This window comes from Aurantiacibacter hainanensis, assembly GCF_036321025.1.
GTDB lineage: Bacteria > Pseudomonadota > Alphaproteobacteria > Sphingomonadales > Sphingomonadaceae > Alteraurantiacibacter > Alteraurantiacibacter hainanensis.
Window position 1 is genome coordinate 1,139,056 of record NZ_JAZAPB010000002.1, and the last position, 17,528, is coordinate 1,156,583.

General features: G+C 63.7%; 18 protein-coding genes. 6 read left to right on the top strand and 12 right to left on the bottom strand.

Going from position 1 to position 17,528, the window contains the following annotated elements:
* The 3 genes from AAA989_RS12905 to AAA989_RS12915 are packed head-to-tail and all read right to left on the bottom strand — an operon-like array spanning position 1 to position 3,859.
* Entirely contained in the window at positions 1-1,248 is a 1,248-nt protein-coding gene (locus AAA989_RS12905; protein ID WP_338244196.1) for a class I SAM-dependent methyltransferase, read from the bottom strand.
* A 39-nt stretch (positions 1,249-1,287) separates the two neighbouring features.
* On the bottom strand, positions 1,288-2,523 hold the full coding sequence (locus tag AAA989_RS12910; protein WP_338244198.1) for a PQQ-dependent sugar dehydrogenase: 1,236 nt from the start codon (positions 2,521-2,523) through the stop codon (positions 1,288-1,290).
* Positions 2,524-2,545: 22 nt separating this feature from the next.
* Positions 2,546-3,859 carry a class I SAM-dependent methyltransferase gene (locus AAA989_RS12915; protein ID WP_338244200.1) on the bottom strand — a complete coding sequence of 438 codons (1,314 nt, stop codon included), beginning with the start codon at positions 3,857-3,859 and terminating at the stop codon, positions 2,546-2,548.
* 89 nt (positions 3,860-3,948) lie between these two features.
* Here AAA989_RS12915 and AAA989_RS12920 point away from each other — a divergent pair, with 89 nt between their 5' ends.
* A complete protein-coding gene (locus tag AAA989_RS12920) occupies positions 3,949-4,389 on the top strand; it encodes a DUF1801 domain-containing protein (protein WP_338244202.1) in 441 nt (146 codons plus the stop codon).
* Here AAA989_RS12920 and AAA989_RS12925 read toward each other — a convergent pair whose 3' ends face one another.
* Genes AAA989_RS12925 through AAA989_RS12935 form a run of 3 tightly spaced genes read right to left on the bottom strand, consistent with a single transcriptional unit; the run spans position 4,390 to position 6,562 of the window.
* On the bottom strand, positions 4,390-5,130 hold the full coding sequence (locus AAA989_RS12925; protein WP_434781455.1) for a molybdopterin-binding protein: 741 nt from the start codon (positions 5,128-5,130) through the stop codon (positions 4,390-4,392).
* Complete coding sequence (locus AAA989_RS12930) at positions 5,130-5,804, bottom strand: cytochrome b/b6 domain-containing protein (protein WP_338244206.1); 675 nt, start codon at positions 5,802-5,804, stop codon at positions 5,130-5,132. The genes AAA989_RS12925 and AAA989_RS12930 overlap by 1 nt, the downstream gene beginning before the upstream one ends.
* A complete protein-coding gene (locus AAA989_RS12935; protein ID WP_338244207.1) occupies positions 5,804-6,562 on the bottom strand; it encodes an SDR family oxidoreductase in 759 nt (252 codons plus the stop codon). Before AAA989_RS12935 ends, AAA989_RS12930 begins: the two co-directional genes overlap by 1 nt.
* 98 nt (positions 6,563-6,660) lie before the next feature.
* Between AAA989_RS12935 and AAA989_RS12940 the strand changes: the two genes are divergently transcribed.
* Entirely contained in the window at positions 6,661-7,908 is a 1,248-nt protein-coding gene (locus AAA989_RS12940) for a PQQ-dependent sugar dehydrogenase (protein WP_338244209.1), read from the top strand.
* Positions 7,909-7,955: 47 nt separating this feature from the next.
* Here AAA989_RS12940 and AAA989_RS12945 read toward each other — a convergent pair whose 3' ends face one another.
* Both AAA989_RS12945 and AAA989_RS12950 read right to left on the bottom strand, forming a co-directional pair.
* A complete protein-coding gene (locus AAA989_RS12945; RefSeq protein WP_338244210.1) occupies positions 7,956-10,013 on the bottom strand; it encodes an NAD(+) synthase in 2,058 nt (685 codons plus the stop codon).
* Positions 10,010-10,525, bottom strand: coding sequence for a CinA family protein (locus AAA989_RS12950; RefSeq protein ID WP_338244212.1), 516 nt, complete (start codon positions 10,523-10,525; stop codon positions 10,010-10,012). Before AAA989_RS12950 ends, AAA989_RS12945 begins: the two co-directional genes overlap by 4 nt.
* 121 nt (positions 10,526-10,646) lie before the next feature.
* On the opposite strand from AAA989_RS12950, the gene AAA989_RS12955 reads away from it, so the two are divergent.
* Positions 10,647-11,873 carry an APC family permease gene (locus AAA989_RS12955; protein WP_338244214.1) on the top strand — a complete coding sequence of 409 codons (1,227 nt, stop codon included), beginning with the start codon at positions 10,647-10,649 and terminating at the stop codon, positions 11,871-11,873.
* Between the two features lie 74 nt (positions 11,874-11,947).
* Here AAA989_RS12955 and AAA989_RS12960 read toward each other — a convergent pair whose 3' ends face one another.
* The gene (locus AAA989_RS12960; RefSeq protein ID WP_338244215.1) at positions 11,948-12,436 is read right to left on the bottom strand and encodes a glycine zipper 2TM domain-containing protein; all 489 of its coding nucleotides are present in this window, start codon (positions 12,434-12,436) and stop codon (positions 11,948-11,950) included.
* 194 nt (positions 12,437-12,630) lie between these two features.
* Positions 12,631-13,224, bottom strand: a complete 594-nt coding sequence (locus AAA989_RS12965) for a class I SAM-dependent methyltransferase (RefSeq protein WP_338244218.1) — start codon at positions 13,222-13,224, stop codon at positions 12,631-12,633.
* A gap of 68 nt (positions 13,225-13,292) precedes the next feature.
* Between AAA989_RS12965 and AAA989_RS12970 the strand changes: the two genes are divergently transcribed.
* Together AAA989_RS12970 and AAA989_RS12975 are read left to right on the top strand one after the other, a co-directional pair.
* Positions 13,293-13,415: a hypothetical protein gene (locus AAA989_RS12970; RefSeq protein ID WP_338244219.1), complete on the top strand. Its 123-nt coding sequence runs from the start codon at positions 13,293-13,295 to the stop codon at positions 13,413-13,415.
* A gap of 57 nt (positions 13,416-13,472) precedes the next feature.
* Entirely contained in the window at positions 13,473-14,525 is a 1,053-nt protein-coding gene (locus AAA989_RS12975; RefSeq protein WP_338244221.1) for a DUF418 domain-containing protein, read from the top strand.
* Here AAA989_RS12975 and rlmN read toward each other — a convergent pair.
* Positions 14,513-15,757, bottom strand: a complete 1,245-nt coding sequence (rlmN, locus tag AAA989_RS12980) for a dual-specificity RNA methyltransferase RlmN (RefSeq protein ID WP_338244223.1) — start codon at positions 15,755-15,757, stop codon at positions 14,513-14,515. The genes AAA989_RS12975 and rlmN overlap by 13 nt on opposite strands.
* A gap of 368 nt (positions 15,758-16,125) precedes the next feature.
* Between rlmN and AAA989_RS12985 the strand changes: the two genes are divergently transcribed.
* Positions 16,126-16,812 carry an outer membrane protein gene (locus tag AAA989_RS12985; RefSeq protein ID WP_338244225.1) on the top strand — a complete coding sequence of 229 codons (687 nt, stop codon included), beginning with the start codon at positions 16,126-16,128 and terminating at the stop codon, positions 16,810-16,812.
* A 63-nt stretch (positions 16,813-16,875) separates the two neighbouring features.
* On the opposite strand, the gene AAA989_RS12990 is transcribed toward AAA989_RS12985, so the two are convergent.
* Positions 16,876-17,361, bottom strand: coding sequence for a hypothetical protein (locus AAA989_RS12990; protein ID WP_338244227.1), 486 nt, complete (start codon positions 17,359-17,361; stop codon positions 16,876-16,878).
* Positions 17,362-17,528: the final 167 nt, after the last annotated feature.

Consider the following 17,528-nt stretch of genomic DNA (forward strand, 5'->3'; position numbering starts at 1 on the left):
TTAGCTGGAAAGCAAATCGCGTTCCGCTTGTTCCATGTATTCGCGGGTCAGGGGCAGCGTGTAGCGATTGCGGCAGTACTGCACCTGGAAGTTGCAGAGGCCGCCCCATTCGAAAGTGGAGACCGCGGCGGCCAGGTAGAAGGTCCACATGCGGAAGAAGCGCTCGTCGAACATGTCCACGATGGTTTCGCGGTGTTCCATGCAGCGAGCATACCATTCGCGCAGCGTCTTCGCGTAGTGCACCCGCAGCACTTCCACGTCGGTGGCCATCAGCCTCACCTTCTGGCTGGCCTCCATCATCTGGCTCAGAGAGGGGATGTAGCCGCCGGGGAAGATGTACTTGCGGGTGAAGGCCTCTGCCGCCACCGGGCTGCCGAAACGACCGATGGTGTGCAGAAGCATCACGCCGTCGCCCGTCAGCATCCGGGCACAGTCGCGATAGAAGGTTTCGTACTGCGGCACGCCCACGTGTTCGAACATCCCGACCGAAACGATACGATCGAAGGTGTCGCCGCGAGTGGCCAGGTCGCGGTAGTCGATCAGTTCGAACCTCACCTTGTCGGCAACGCCCGCCGCCTCGGCACGCTCGCGGGCAAGGGCGAACTGCTCCTGGCTCAGCGTTATGCCGGTGACCTTCACGTCTGCGCGTCTGGCAAGGAAGATCGCCATGCCGCCCCAGCCGCAGCCGATGTCCAGCACGTGATTGCCCGGCTCCAGCATCAGCTTGGCGGCAATGTGGGCCAGCTTTGCCTCCTGCGCCTCGCCCAGGGTCATGTCTTCCCGGGGCCAGTACCCGCAGGAATACTGCATGTGCTCCTGATCCAGCATCAGCTTGTAGAGATCGTTGCCGATATCATAGTGATGCGCCACGTTGTCTCTGGAGCGGAAAGGGTTGTTCACGCTGTCCTTCACGTAGGCCAGCCGCTTGAGGATACGGCGGTGCAGGGCCATCTGGCCGAAGCGGCCCTTGGCTTCCCACGGGCGATTGCGGCGCGCGAGTTCGATCAGTTCCATGATCCCGCCGCGTTCGATGATGATGCGCCCGTCCATGTAGGCCTCGCCCACGCCCAGCTTGGTATCCAGCGCGATGTCGCGGATCACCTTGCTGTCCGCCAGGCGGATCTCGACGTCGGGATAGTCTGGGTGGGGCGTGCCATAGGTCGAGCTGCGGCCATCGTGCAGCGTCAGCTTCAGCGTGCCGTGTTCGATCGCCTTGCCGATCAGTCGGTCTACGAGTTTCTGGCTCATGGTTCCTCCTGCGCTGCCGTTAGCGTACGCCCTCCAGGGTCAGTCGGGCGATGTTTCGAGCCGGGCCGGAGCGATCCGCATCACCGCGTTCGTCGGCCCGTCGCTGAGGACGTAGATGTTGCCATCCGGCCCCTGCGCGACGTCGCGAATTCGGTGGTGCAGGTCGGCCAGCAAGGCTTCGCGGCGCAGCTCCCCGAAGTCTTCGTTGAAGACGACCCGCTGGAGGCTGCCGGTGTGGTTGATCTCCCCCCACCGGGCGCTGCCGATGAACAGGTTGCCCTGCCAGGCCGGAAAGGCATCGCCGGTATAGAACAGCAAGCCGGAAGGCGCGATCGAAGGTAGCCAGACCAGCCTCGGCTCTACCGTGTCCGGACCGAAGGGCAGGGGCGTCGCATCGCTGCCGTCGTACTCGCGCCCGAAGGAGTAATCGGGCCAGCCGTAGTTGCCGCCCGGCTCGATCAGGTTCGCCTCGTCACCGCCGTTGGGGCCATGTTCCACCGTCCATGCACGACCCGTTTCGGGGTGGACCGTCAGGCCGTGCTGGTCCCGGTGGCCATAGCTGTAGATCGCCGGGTGAACCCCTTCCGTCTCCACGAATGGATTGTCGGCCGGGATCGAGCCATCCTCGTTCACGCGCAGGACCTTGCCGTAGATGTCGGACAGGTCCTGGGCCGTTCCGTCGTAGGGGCCCGTCGTCGCCACCCACACCTTGCCATCATCGGCGACATGCACGCGGGTGCCGCCTGCATAGGCCTGGTTGGGCGTCTCCAGGATCGTCTCCACTTCGTTGACCGATCCATCGTTCCAGGTGCCGCGCAGCACCTTGAAATAGCCGGGGCGCTGCAAGGGGCTGGTGCCTTCTGGCAGCGGCGCGAAACCATTGTAGGTGAAGTAGATCCAGCCGTTCTCGGCAAAGTCGGGATGGAGCGCGATATCAATGACGCCGTAGCTGAACACTTCGGGGGAATCGACGGGCACGCCTTCGACGTGGCCCTCCTCCAGCAGCGGGCTGTCTCCCGTCGCACCGCGCAACAGGCGCAGGCCCACGCCGCGTTCCACGATCAGCATGTCGCCGCCGGGCAGGAATTCGATCGCAAAGGGCCGCGCGAAATCGCGGGCCAGCACGGTCACTTCGATGCCGTGCTGCTCTGCCGTGTCGTAGACCTGCGGGGTTGCGGGAAGGTCGGGCGTGGCGATGCCGGGCGGGAGAGGCTGCTGCGCCGATGTGCCCGCCGAAACCAGCAGGCAGCCTGCTGCCAGCAATCCTCTTTTCATCCCCCGTGCTCCCTTGCCGGTGTTACTCCGCAGCTTCCTTCAGTGCCGGATCGAGATGCCATTGCGGCGGCTCTTCCAGGCCTCGCAAGCGCGCGCTTTCCTCGTAGACGTAGTCGCCCGTCATCGGGATGGCGTCGCGCTCCTTCACGTACTGGATCTGCCAGTTCACCAGCGTTCCGTGGCGGAAGCTCTGTTCCGCCCCCGCGAGGTAGAACTGCCACATGCGGAAGAATTCCTCGTCGTACAGTTCGACCAGTTCCTCGCGGTGCATGGTGGTGCGGTTGTACCATTCCTCCAGCGTGTGGCTGTAGTGGAAACGCATGGCTTCCACGTCCGTCACCTGCCAGCCGGCCTTCTCGCTCTCCGTCACCAGTTCCGAGAGGGCGGGGATGTAGCCGCCGGGGAAGATGTACTTGCGCGTCCATGCGTCGGTAAAACCGGGAGGGCCTGCGCGTCCGCAGCAGTGGCTGAACATCACGCCCTTGGGCGCCAGCAGTTCGTGCGTCTTCTTCATGAACTGCGGGTAGTGCGGCGTGCCCACGTGTTCGAGCAGGCCGACCGAGCTGATGCGGTCGAACGTTCCTTGCACGTCGCGGTAGTCCATCAGCGCGAACTTCACCTTGTCGGATACGCCGGCTTCCTTCGCCCGCTCCTTGCAGAAGGCGATCTGGTCCGGCGCGAGGGCGACGCCCAGCACTTCAGCGCCGTAATGCTTGTTCAGGTAGAGCGCGAGGCCACCCCAGCCGCAGCCGATGTCGAGCACGCGCAGGGGTCGGTCCATTTCGCGCGCCTGCTGCATGTACATCTTGGCGGCGATGTGAGCCTTCTTGTCGAGTTGCGCCTTCTCCAGCGAGTTCGACGTGTCGCGGTAGTAGCCCATGGTGTACTGCCGGTCCTCGTCGAGGAAGAGCTCGTACAGCCGCCGTGTCAGGTTGTAGGTGTGCTCGGCGTTCTTGCGCGCCTTGGTCTTCAGGTTGACGCTGTCGATCTTCGCCGCAGTCTTCTGCGCCAGCCGCTTCAGCGTGCCCTGCGGTTGCAGCGCGCGGTCGCCGTGCACCTTCGCCTGGCCGGTGACGTAGAGCACCATGTCGCGGATGTCGTGCGGCGGCTCCACTTCCAGCCAGCCCCACATGTAGGCCTCGCCCGCGCCGACCTGCGGATAGCGCGCGATATGGCTGCTGGCCTTCTTGTCGGTCAGGCGCACCTTGATCGGTTCGCCGTATTCGCCGTTGACGTCGCCTCCCGGTCCGTACTCGTAAACCTTGCCGTCGTAGTCCGTGATCACGAGCTTCCCCGCGCGGATCAGTTTTGTCAGCATCTTGTCGAGCAGCCACATAGGCGATCAGTCCCCCGCTTTTGTTTCTAAGGCTAGCGGGTGTGCGGGGCGATTGGCCAACTGTCAATTCTGCGATAGACAGTCAGCCCATGAGCGAGAACAAGACCCTGCCCACGGATGCCAAGGTTGCGGACTTCATCGCCAGCGTCAATCACGAACGCAAGCGCGAGGAAGCTCACGTTCTCGATGCCCTTTTTCGCAGGGTAACGGGTGAAGATCCGGTGATGTGGGGCCCCTCGATCATCGGATACGGCCAGTACCACTACAAGTACGAAAGCGGGCATGAGGGCGACATGTGCCGCACGGGCTTCAGCCCGCGCAAGGCCAAGCACTCGCTCTACCTGATGGCCCAGTATTGCGACGAGAAGACGAAGGCGAAGAACGCCGAACTGCTGGATCGACTTGGGAAGTATTCGAAGGGCGCAAGCTGCCTCTACGTCAACAAGCTGGCCGACGTGGACATGGACGTTCTGGAGGAACTGATCCGTGTCAACTGGCAGGCGATGAACGAGGTTTACCCGCCAGCCTGATCAGATCCCGGCATACCACTGGTAGCCTCGGTCTTCCCAGTAGCCGCCATTGCCTTCACCGATATCGTCGAGGCTGGCGACGGCCTCGATGCCGGTCAGGTACTTGGCGTGCTTGTATCCCAGTTGCCGCTCGATCCGCAGGCGCAGTGGTGCGCCGTTGCGAACGGGCAGGGCCTCGCCGTTGAGCTGATGGGCGATGATGGTCTGCGGGTGCAGGGCATCGTCCATGTCGCAGCTTTCGTAATAGTCCGCCCCATTGAGGTTGTCGGCACATCGGAAAACGATGAAATTCGCTTCCGGTCGCACGCCGGCTGCATCAAGGATCCGGGAGAGCTGCGGCCCGGTCCATTCGCCGATCGCGCTCCATCCCTCCACGCAGTCGTGACGTGTGATCTGCGTGCGCTGGGGCAGGGCACGGATGTCATCCATCGAAAGCTCGCCGGGGTTGTCGACCAGGCCCCCGACCGCCAGCCGCCAGTTGGCGAAACCTTCCGCCTCGGCGGCGCGATAGGCGTCGGTATCGACCGTCAGGCTGCCGTTGCCGCGGAAATAGGGGGAGAGGTCTGCGCGCGTGTATTCGGGGGCCATCGGGATGCGGCCGACACCCAGCGCGCGGTGGAGACCGCGGTGCCAGCCCTGCGCGCCTTCCACCAGGTTTCCGAACCAGGCGGAATTGCCGATCTCGTTGCATCCGGCCAGGAACGCGCCGAAGCCCGCGACGAGGAAATTGCGACGCTCCATCATTCTTTCCCTCCGGTAATCATGTCGCGCACCTGTTTGATGGGCCCGGACGCCAGCACCAGCAGGACATGCACCACGAAGAACGCGAACAGTCCCCAGGCCGCCAGGAAGTGCAGCGACCGGGCGCTCTGCCGCCCTCCGAACAGGTCTGTCAGCCATGGCCAGGCGGCTTCCATGCCCGGGCTCATCACCATGCCGGTGAAGATCATCAGCGGGATCAGCACCAGGATCACGGCGGAATAGGAGATCTTCTGCAGGATGTTGTACTTGCCTTCGCCGTGCTCGAAATTGAATTTCAGGTGCTCGCGAATGTCGTGCAGGATATTGGCAGGCCTCCATTCGCGCTTCCGGGCGAAGATGTCGCGCTTCATGTGACCGTTGGCGAAGGCCAGGATCATGAAGGCGAGCAGCGAGAAGCCGAAGACCAGGCTGAAGACCACGTGCCAGTCTCGCGCTGCGGCCAGCGAGTAATAGTCGGGAATGGTCGCCCAGCCGGGAAAGCGCGGCACTTCCAGCCATGCCTGTTCGGGCATGAAGCCGTCCGATCCCCAGTACAGCCGGCGATGGGCGTTGGAGATGTTCAGTCCACTCATGAACAGCACGATCACGCTTACCACGGTGATCCAGTGCCAGATGCGCGTGGACAGCGCGTGCCGCTTTTTCGGCTTGGCCATCAGGAATCCCCTTCCCGTTCAAGATAGATCACATCGCGCGGTTGCGACAGCAGGTGCTGGCCGGAATCGATATACAGCGCCTGACCGCTCGCCAGCGGACCCTCCGCCAGGAACAGCGCGCCGTCGGCCACTTCCTCGGGCTGCGTATGACGGCGCAACAGGTTGAGGCGGTGCGAACGCTGCGCTTCCGATCTGGTCTGATCGTGGCTGGCCAGGATCGCGCCCGGTGCCAGCGTGTAGACGCGGTCGTCTCCCTGATGAGCCATCGCCAGCATGCGCGCCGAGACGTCCGCGGCGGACTTGCTCATCGTGTAGCTAAAGAAATCGGGGTTCAGGTTGGCCAGTTTCTGGTCCGTTATCTGGATTACGCGGCGTCCCGCCTTGCTGGTCGCATGAGCGAGGAAGGTCTGGGCCAGAAGGGCGGGGGAGGCAGCGTTGACTGTCATTGCCCTGCGGTTCGTTTCGGGATCAAGGCCGGTTACATCGTCCGCTTCGAATACCGATGCGGAATTGATCAGGCAGCGCCAGTCGTCCAGCTTTTTCGCCAACTTGCGCACCATCTCGCTGCCGTTCTGCGGATCGGCCAGGTCGCACTGCACCACCTCGGCGCTCGCCAACTGGCCGGCAAGCGTGCGCGCTTCCTCCAGCGAACTGTTGCAGTGGATCACCACGTGCCACCCTGCCTCGGCAAAGCGGCGACAGATAGCCGCGCCCACGCGTTTTGCGCCACCAGTTACGAGGACGGTCTTGCGCGTCACGGAAAAATGGACAAAGTCAATTGTGAGAACGCTCGCATGATCATACGATAGTGCGCAGTGCCGGGGAGACAACCGGGCTTTTGGTACGGGAGAATGGAATGTATCTGCGCTTTGGCTTTGCCGCCGCCCTCGCGGCGACGGCTTGCATGACGGTAACTGTCGCGGCGCAGGACGGTCCCCCTCCAGGCCCGCCGCCGTTCCAGGGCACCGAACTGGGCCAGGGGCCGTGGGATATCCACACCGAACATGGCCTGATCCACGTAGAGCGCGTCGCTCAGCTGGAGCGTCCGTGGGGCATCGCCTTCCTCCCCGATGGCGGCATGCTGGTGACCGAGCGGGTGGGGCGCCTGCGCTACATCGGGCCCGACGGCACGCTCGATCCCACACCGATCGGCGGCCTGCCGGACATGTACACCTTCGGCATCGCCGGGCTGAAAGGGATCGCGCTGCATCCCGATTTCGCCAGCAACCGCTTGGTCTACATGGCCTATTCCAAGGTCGATCCGGACAACGAGAACCAGTCCACGCTGGCGGTGATGCGGGGGCGCTGGGAAGCCGGCTCGCACGAACTGACCCAGGTGGAGGACATCTTCGTCGCCGACAGCTGGTACGGCGCGCAGCCGCTGCCGGAACGGTGCTGCGGTCAGGGGCCCGCCTTCGGCTCCTACGGCGGGCGCATCCTCTTCGACCCGGACGGATACCTGTTCGTCACCAGCGGAGATCGCAACTACGGCGAACGGGTGCAGGACACCGCTTCCCACTACGGCAAGATCTTCCGCATGACCGATGAAGGCGGCGTCCCCGAAGGCAATCCATGGATCGGACTTGAAGGTCACGAGCCGCTCGTCTGGTCCACCGGCCATCGCAATCCTCTGGGCCTTGCCTACAATCCAGACACCGGCGAGATCTGGGAAAGCGAGTTCGGTCCGCGCGGCGGGGACGAGGTGAACCGCATCCTTCGCGGCGGCAACTACGGCTGGATCACGGTGACCCAGGGCATGCACTACGACGGCACGCAGGCCGAACGCATCCGCAATGCGGACGGTTTCATCGATCCCGTGCTGGTCTACGGCCCGCCCAGCTTCAATCCCGGCAACCTCACCTTCTATCAGGGCGAGGACATGCCCGGCTGGGACGGAGACCTGCTGCTGGCCAGCTTCACCCAGGGCCTGCTGCGGTACGATACCGATCAGGTAGGGATGCCGATCGGCGAGCCGGAGCGCTTGCTGAAGGAGCTGGGCCAGCGGTGGCGCGACGTGCAGCAGGCGCCGGACGGCAGCCTCTATCTCCTCACCGATCAGGTGGAAGGGGCGGTGCTGCGCGTAACGGCGGGCGAGGGCGAATAGGGACGGGTCAACCGTTCACCACACGCCATAGCGGCTCAAGGCTGCTCTCAGTCGGGCAGGTTGTCGGCGAGGTCGGCCAGCCAGACGTCGGCGACCGCATCGCTTGGCGCGCGCCAGTCTCCGCGCGGAGAAAGCGCGCCGCCCGCGCTGACTTTCGGACCGTTGGGCAGGGCGCTGCGCTTGAACTGGCTGAACTGGAAGAACCGGCGCACGAAGTTCTCCAGCCACTTGCGGATGGTCGCCAGGTCGTAGGCGTTCTTGAGTTCGGCGGGAAAGGCATGTGGCCACAGCCCTTCCTCGATATCGCGCCAGGCATGCCAGCACAGGAAGGCGACGTGGCTCGGTGACTGCCCCCAGCGGATGATGTGGTGGAGGAAGAAATCGTTGAGCTCGTAGGGGCCGATGATGCTCTCGGTGCTCTGGATCTGCCCATCGCCGTCAGCCGGAACCAGTTCGGGGCTGATTTCGGTGTCCAGCACGGCATCCAGCACCGCGTCGCAGGCGGGGTCGAACTGCCCGGTGCTTATCGCCCAGCGGATAAGGTACTGGATCAGGGTCTTGGGCACGCCGGCGTTGACCGCGTAGTGGCTCATCTGGTCGCCAACGCCGTAAGTGCACCAGCCCAGCGCCAACTCCGAAAGGTCACCCGTGCCGATCACGAAGCCCTTGTGATGGCCGGCCAGGCGGAACAGGTAATCGGTGCGAAGGCCCGCCTGCACGTTCTCGAACGTGACGTCGTAGTGCGGCTCTCCTTCGGCGAAGGGGTGCCCCATGTCCTCCAGCATCTGCCGGGCGGCTGGCCTGATATCGATTTCCTCCGCCGTGGTGCCGAAGGCTTCCATCAGCTTCCAGGCGTTCGACTTCGTTTCGTCCGAGGTGGCGAAACCGGGCATGGTATAGGCGCGGATGGTGGAGCGCGGCAGGCCCAGCATGTCGCAGGCCTTCGCCGCCACGATCAGGGCATGGGTGGAATCGAGACCGCCGGATATGCCGATCACCAGGCTCTCCGACCTCGTCGCCAGCATCCGGCGCATCAGGGCATCGACCTGGATGTTGAACGCCTCGTAGGCATCATGATCCAGCTTGTCCTGCCGGTTTGGCACGAAGGGGAAGCGACGGATGGGACGTCGCAATCCTATGTCGCCGGGCTCGTGGACGTGCTCGAACCCGATCGTGCGGAAGGTGTCCTCCGGGCGACCGGCATCCTCGGCCGCGTCGTTGAAGGTGCCCATTCGCATGCGATCGTTGAGGATCCGCCGCGTATCCACGTCGGTCACGCACAGTTCCGGTTCGAGTTCGAAGCGGACGCTTTCCACCAGCAGGTCACCCAGTTCGTAGACCATGCCCTGGCCGTCCCAGCTGAGGTCGGTCGTGCTTTCGCCGAAACCGCTTGCGGAATAGGCATAGGCGCACACCGCGCGGCTGGAACTGGCGCGGCAGAGCAGGTGCCGCTCGTCCGATTTGCCGATGGTGATGTTGCTGGCTGAAAGGTTCAGCAGGATCGTCGCGCCTGCCAGCGCGGCCAGGGTGCCGGGCTGTATGGGGCCCCAGAAATCCTCGCAGATCTCGATGCCGAAGGTGAATCCGGGCAGATTCTGCGCCGCGAAGATCAAGTCCACGCCGAAGGGCACTTCCTCCCCGTTGAGCGGTATCCAGAGGTCGCGGCAGTTGTTTCCGCGCGCGAACCAGCGCTTTTCGTAGAACTCGCGGTAATTGGGCAGGTAGCTTTTCGGCACTGCGCCCAGGATCTCTCCGTGCGCGATCACCAGGGCGCAGTTGTAGATGCGACCGTTGCGGCGCAGCGGCGCGCCGATCACCAGAACAGGCGTCAGGTCCTTGCTGGCTTCCCTGATTTCCTCGACATGCGCTTCCACGCTGTCGAGCAGGGCCGCCTGGATATGCAGGTCGTCCAGCGCATAGGACGACAGGCAGAGCTCAGGATACAGCAACAGGTCGACATGCTGTTCATGCGCAATGCGCGCCTGCTCGACGATCCCCTTAGCGTTGAAGGCCACGTCCGCCGTGCGGACCTTCGGGGTACTGGTGCCGATCCGCACGAACCCGTGGGTATGCATGTCGTAGAAGGGATGCGATTCGGCATTCATGCTTCGATTTCCCGTTCGATGAGTTCGAGCGCGGTTTCGAGTGCGGCGATGCGTACGCCCTCGCGCCCCTGCTTGCCGAAGTGACATTCCCTGTGGGTCATCTCGCCACCCTTGCGGCAACAACCGAAATGGACAAGCCCTTCTTCGCCATCGTCGTCCTCGCCGGGAGGACCGGCGAATCCGGTGATCGACACGGCCAGCCCGTCAGGCACCCGAGCAAGCGCGCCGTGCGCCATGGCGATCGCCACTTCCCGGCTGACGGCACCGCAATCGTCGACCATGGCGCGGTCCAGACCCAGGAGATCGCATTTCGCATCGTCCGAATAGACGACGAACCCGCGTTCGAACATGTGGCTGCAGCCCGGAATATCGGTCAGCAGGGCGGCGAGCAGTCCGCCGGTGCAACTCTCCGCCGTGGTTATTGGGCAACCGGCATCGCGCGCCTTAGCGAGTACGCGCCGCGCCCTGTCCTGCAACTCGTGCGGCAAGGCGGGGCCGAGCGTTTCGGACATCCGTGTTCTCCTGACTGCTGACGCGCAAAGAATGCACCGGCGATCTCAACCGTTCCATCGGGATTCATGGAACACCGCCCTTGGCAAGCCATTGATCCCGCAGACGCAGCGGGGAGAATTCATGGCGCTCGAGCGGTCGATGGGACTTGGCAATCTCGTGTTCTACGGGGCCGGTACGATCCTGGGCGCAGGAATTTTCGTGGTGATCGGCGAAGTCATGGGCAAGGCTGGCCCGGGAGCGCCCCTGGCCTACGCCGTCGCCGGACTGGTGGCGGTTTTCACCGCATTGTCCTTCGCCGAGATCGGGGCGCGCATTCCTACCGCAGGCGGCGCAATCGACTATGTCGAGGAGGCCTTCGGCAGCCGGCACAAGCTCCCTTCGGCAGCCGGGATCATGCTGATCGTGGCGAACATCGTTTCGGGTGCCACGATTGCCACAGGCTTCGTCAGCTATCTCGCCAGTTTCATCGAAGTTCCGCACTGGATCGCCACTCTCGGCATCGTGGGGCTGGTCGGCGGCATCTCGATAGCAGGCATGAAGCAGAGCGCCTGGTTCATGACGATCACCACCTCGCTCGGCCTTGTCACCTTGCTTGCCATACTCTGGCTGACGCGCGACGGCCTGATGGCCTGGCCCGCCAGGCTGGCGAGCGGGGACGCCTTTGCCGGAGCAGGGGCGTGGACGGGCATCCTCGCCGGGGCCTTCCTGGCCATCTATTCCTTCATCGGGTTCGGCGACATGGCGCAGACTGCGGAAGAACTCGATGAACCGAGGAAGAATCTTCCACGCGGAATCGTTATCACGATCCTCATCGTCTTCGCATTCTACATCGCCATCGCCGCGGCGCTGGGAGGGCAGGACGATATCGCGGCCATCGCGCAGGCCGATGCGCCGCTTGTCTACGCCGCCGTGCAGACGCCGGGCACGCTGCAGATGGTGCTGGTGATCGCCAGCCTGCTGGTCATCGTCAACGGCGCGCTGACGCAGGTCGTCGCCGCCAGCCGGTTGCTCATGGACATGGGCCGCGACCACCGCAGCGGAATGCCGCGCTGGATGGGGCGGGTTCACGAAAAGACCGACACGCCCGTCATTGCGACCTTGATCACGACCGGCATCGTGCTGGCCCTGGCGCTGTTCATTCCGCTGGGAACCCTGGCCAGCGGAACCAGCCTCGCCATCCTGATCGTCTTCGCGATGGTCAATGCCGCGCTCTGGCGGCTCAAGAATCGCAGCCAGCCGGACGATGTGCCCAACCTCTGGAAGGCGGTGCCGATCATGGGCCTCGCCTTCTGCGTGCTTACGATCGCCGGGCAGGTGATCCTGTGGACGACCGGTATGGGTGGCTGAAACGAAGAGCGCCGCCGCTCCGGGGACGAGAGCGGCGGCGCCTTGCGGGGACTCAGGAGAGGTGGCGCTTACGCTTAGCGGCAGCGCGCCTCGCCACGGTCGATTTCGCGGCCAAGCACGGCACCAAGGGCGGCACCAAGCAGCGTGCCGACGGTGCGGTCGCCGCGGGTGTCGATCGTGCGACCGACGAGTGCGCCACCGGCGGCACCGATGATCAGGCCGGTCGTGCCGTTGTCGCGTTCGCAGTAGTAGCGGCCATCACGGCCCTGCCACACGCGGTCTCCACGGCGCACGCGGCGCGGCTCGTAGTAGCGACCGCGGTCGTCGTAAACGCGGTGACGGCGATCGTCACGGTAGCGGCGACGCTCGTAACGGTCATCGTCATAGCGAACGTCGTAGCGGTCATAGCGGTCATAGCGATCATGGCGGTCGTAACGGTCGTGGCGATCGTTATCGCGATAGCCGTGCGCAGGAGCCCAGGGCGGCGGCCCGCCCTGCGCCATTGCAGGCGCGGCGGGGATGGCCAGCGAGGCTGCGGCAATTGCGAGAAGTGTCTTGTTCATGGCGTTTACCTTTCCGATTCGACATCGCTCTGGTGTCAGAACCTCTTTTCGTTCATGCAAGTGATACCGAAGCTGAACGGAAAATGCAGATTTGCAGATTGCGACGAATGGAGGCGGAACGTGGTTGGAACGCACTCAATATCGCGCGGCATACTTGACTTCGGCCTTTCCCGGCCCGGCAATTTCCTCGCCGACTAGTCCGGTTTCCGAGCCGTGATCGCGATCCAGTCGCGCTCTACCTTGTCGAGGCCGCCGGCGCGGTAATCCTCCACCTTGTCCACGTGCCAGCCGGCTTCGCCGTAGAGATCGAGCAGGTGCTGGCGCGGCGAGAAATTGTACAACCGTCCGAACCTGTCGCGATCGTCGCCGTCGCCCAGCTTGTAATTGGCGAAGAACTTTCCGCCGGGTCGGGTGGCGCGATGAATGCGTGCCAGCACTTCGCCAAGTCCGGCCAGAGGCTGGTGGTGGAGCGAGGCATGCGCCCAGACCGCGTCGTAGGCTTCGACCGCCGCGAGTTCCTCGAAGCGCAGCAGGCGAACCTCCTGCCCGGTCCGCTCATGTGCCTTCTTCGCCATGCCGGACGAGCCATCCGTCATGTCGACACTGAAGCCGCGCTCTAACATGCGTTCGGCATCCCTGCCGCCGCCACAGCCCAGTTCCAGGATGTGGGCACGGGGCTCGAGTCGGTCGAGGAAGGGGTCGAGATGTCGCGACGGGCCTTGCGCGAAGCTCATCGTGTAGCTGGGAGCTTCACGATTGTAGAAGTCGAGAGTCGCTTCGTCAGCCATTTCAGTCGGATGCTAACGCGCCCTTCCAAGGGTGTGCAAGTAGGGGTAGCAATTCCGCCTGGGGGTATTTGAATATGTCGATTGAAGCGAGCGGCGCTGCACCGGTCACGTCCAGCGAACGCATGGGTGAGCTCGACGTACTGCGGGGATTTGCGCTGCTGGGCGTGCTGATCGCCAATTTCGTGTTCTGATCCTTCGGCGAGAACACGTCTCTGCCGGACCAGACCGAAGGCTTCCTTTCCGACCCGGTGAACGCGGCAGCGATAGCCTTCACAGAAGTCTTCGTTTCGGACAAGGCAAACACCCTTTTCGCCTTCCTCTTCGGCCTCGGTTTCTGGGTCCAGATGCAGCGGCTGGAGTCACGCGGGGCGCAGTTTGCGCGGATCTATCAGCGCCGTCTGGCCGTGCTTCTATGCTTCGGCCTTATCAACCTTTTGCTGATCTGGCCGTGGGACATCCTCAACCTGTACGCCATCACCGGGTTCATCCTGTTCGCCCTTCGCGGGCTTTCGGCAAGGGCGATGCTGATCTGGGGCCTTGGACTCGCATTGCTTGGCAAGCCGATCATCCAGCACGTGACGGATTGGCTCGGCATCGTCGAGCCGGCCGACAAGCTGGCCTTCGGAGAGGCTGCCATCGCTGTCCGGCAGGATGCCTACATCAACGGATCCTATTTCGACTGGGTCGAGGTGACTGCATCTCTGGTTTATTACGACTGGATCGCCAACGGCCTCATCGTCGCGTGGATTCTCTATGCTCTGGGGCGATTTCTCGTCGGAGCCTATGTGGCGCGGCGCGGCTGGATCCAGCGCTCGGGAGAGCTCCTGCCGCAGATGCGCCGGATATGCATCATCGCCCTGCCTTTGGGTCTGGCGATGGAAACCCTGCGGGTCATGCTGGAAGATGGCGAGGTGGCTCCGCCGTGGGTTGCCGATACGCTGCACGTCGTCGGCGTGCCCATCCTGGACCTTGGCTATGTGACGGGGATGATCCTGCTGTACCACTCGGCCCGGTTCGGAAAGATCGCCGCGATGTTTGCTCCCGTCGGGCGCATGGCGCTGACCAACTATCTCGTGCAGGGGGTCTTTATCGGCGCGATACTTTACGGTTTCCACGGCGGTCTGGCCCTGAGCGGGCAGATCGAGCCGAAGGCGGTCCTGGCCCTGTGCTTCGGCTTCTTCGCCTTGCAGATTGGCATCAGCCACTGGTGGCTGGGTCGCTATCGCTTCGGGCCGATGGAATGGCTGTGGCGCACGCTCACCTATGGCGAGCGCCCTGCCATGCGTGCTCAGCCCGCCTGAGCCGCCGCTTCCGCTTCCTCGCGGTCGCGCTCGGCGCGGCTCTTCTTCTCGGCCGAGGTCTTCAGCTGGCCGCAGGCGGCATCGATATCGCGGCCGCGCGGCGTGCGCACGGGGGCGGAAATGCCGCCTTCGAACACGATATCGGAAAAGCGCTTGATCCGTTCCGGCGTCGAGCATTCGTAGACAGCGCCGGGCCAGGGGTTGAACGGGATCAGGTTCACCTTCGCAGGCAGCTTGTAGGCCTTCAGCAGGCGGACGAGCTCGCGAGCGTCCTCGTCGCTGTCGTTCTTGTCCTTCAGCATCACGTATTCGAACGTGATGCGCCGCGCGTTGCTGGCACCGGGATAGTCGGCGCAGGCCTGCAACAGTTCCTCCAGCCCGTACTTCTTGTTGATCGGCACGATCTCGTCGCGCACTTCCTTGGAAACGGCATGCAGCGAGACGGCCAGGTTGACGCCGATCTCCTCGCCGCAGCGCGCCATGGCGGGCACCACGCCGCTGGTGGAAAGCGTGATGCGGCGCTTTGACAGGGCCAGTCCGTCGCCATCCATCACCAGTTGCAGCGCATCGCGCACGTTGTCGAAATTGTAGAGCGGTTCACCCATGCCCATCATCACGATGTTGGTGAGCAGGCGGCCATCGGCGGTATAGGCGCTTTCGCTTTCCTCGCCGAGCTCGTCCATCCGACCCTTGGGCCATTCGCCAAGGGAATCGCGCGCCAGCATCACCTGGCCGACGATCTCACCGGGGGTCAGGTTGCGTACCAGGCGCATCGTGCCGGTGTGGCAGAAGCGACAGTTGAGGGTGCAGCCCACCTGGCTGGACACGCACAGCGTGCCCCGGTCGGCGTCCGGAATGAAAACCATCTCGAACTCGTGCCCGTCAGTGGTCTTCAACAGCCACTTGCGCGTGCCGTCGGTGGAATGCTGCGCCTCCACGACGTCAGGACGGCCGATCACGAAATGCTCCGTCAGCCACGGGCGCATGGTCTTGGCGATGTCGGTCATCGCCTCGAAATCGGTCACGCCGCGGTGGTAGATCCAGTGAAACACCTGCTTGCCGCGCAGCTTGGCCTGGCGCTTGTCCAGTCCGGCACCTTCGAAGAGGGCGGTGATGTCCTTCTTCGGCAGGCCGATCAGGTCCACGCGCCCGTCATCGCGCGGCGTGATGTCACGCGCGACGGGGACCGGGTCCACTTGCCCGGGAATGCTCATCAAGGTCGTATCGGCCATGGGAGCCGCGCATATAGGAGCAAGTGCGGCATTTGGGAAGCGGGCGCCGATCAGACCGCGCGGCGAGCGGAGAAACGCGAAGTCGGCAAGAAGAGCATCACCGGCGACGAACCGCTGAAACCTTCCAATATGGCGTCGATACGGGCGAGGATTGCGCCGGACCGTGATCGGACTGCGCAAGCAACGCGTTCTCGCAATTGGTTCCTGCCGTTTGTCGATCAGCAACAACGCCTTGTCGAGCAAATTTGTTGCTAAAAAACAACAGTTTCGTTGTTGTGCAGCGTTCATGAAACTGGATGCCCCACCGCACCATTCTGGCTGTCCATGCGCGGATGAAAACCGTGCAGGATAAAAGAATGGAGACTTAAATGAAAAAGGGTATCGCACTCATTCTCGCCTCGGCATCGGCCACGGCTCTCGCCGTTCCGGCCGCAGCGCAGGACAATTCCGCCTTCACCGGCCCCCGTATCGAAGGCATCGCCGGTTATGACATCAGCAAGGCCGGTTCCGACGTCGACAACGACCTCAACGACGAGGACGACGAGTCGATCGACGGCTTCATGTACGGCGTGGGCCTCGGCTACGATGTCGCCGTTGGCGGCCTGGTGCTGGGTGCCGAAGCGGAGCTGACCGATTCCAACGCCAAGACCGAGGTGGTCGACGGCGACCTGGAGAACCTCGGTATCGCCGGCGAATTCGAGACCGGACGCGACATCTATGTCGGTGCGCGTGCCGGCGTTCTCGCCAACCCGAACACCCTGCTTTATGTGAAGGGTGGCTACACCAACGCCCGCTACAATCTGCTGGCGGACGATGGCACCACCGCTCTCGAGACCGATCTCGACCTCGACGGCTGGCGCGTAGGCGCGGGTGCCGAATACGCCATGAGCGAGAACACCTTCGTGAAGCTGGAATACCGCTATTCCAACTACTCGGAAGGCGAATTCGACTTCAACGATGACGACTTCTTCGACGACGACACCGGCGAAAGCGACCGCTTCGATGCCGACCTCGATCGTCACCAGGTCGCCATCGGTTTCGGTTATCGTTTCTAAGATCTGAAACCCGACGACACCAGGGGGCCGGGAGGAGCAATCCTTCCGGCCCTTTTTTCGTGCCTAGCGCAGCTGTGCGCAGCCTACCTGCGCCGCATCCATCGCCGTTGCCGCGCCTTCCAGCGAATAGCGATCCGTGAAGCGATTGCCGGATGCGTCGGTCGCGGTGATGCTCATGCGACTGGCGGAGCGTATCGCGCCCAGAATGGCTGCGTCCCCCGCTGCATCGGCGGCCCAGGCATCACTGCCGCCTGCCGCCAGATCGAACCGCTGGCCACCGATGGCGAGGCGCACGCGCGGCCTCGAGGACAGTTCGCGGCTCAGGCGAAAGTGGATCTGCCCGCGCACCTGTCGGCGCGGCCAGGTGCCCACGCTGGCATAGGGCCGGAAATCGCGGCGGTTGCGGCTCTCCTCCGCCGCGGCGATGGCATAGCAACGGGGAACCTCGGCATCGCGGAACGCGCCCCACTGGCCGTAGACGCCCAGGCTGTCCTTCGCGGCCAGGGGCGCGGCGAGGACGAGCAGCAAAATGGGTAGAAGGGAGCGCATGGCACCCTCCCTTAATCCACCTGTCGCCGCAGTCAAAATCGAACTCGCTTCGTCGTGTTTTTCTGGCATTTTGCCTACCTTTCCGGCATATGAACAAGGCGGGATGGGACACCGGAAAAATTGGCCCGAACAAGGAAAGGACGCCCTCGGCGCTGCGCCGGGAGGTG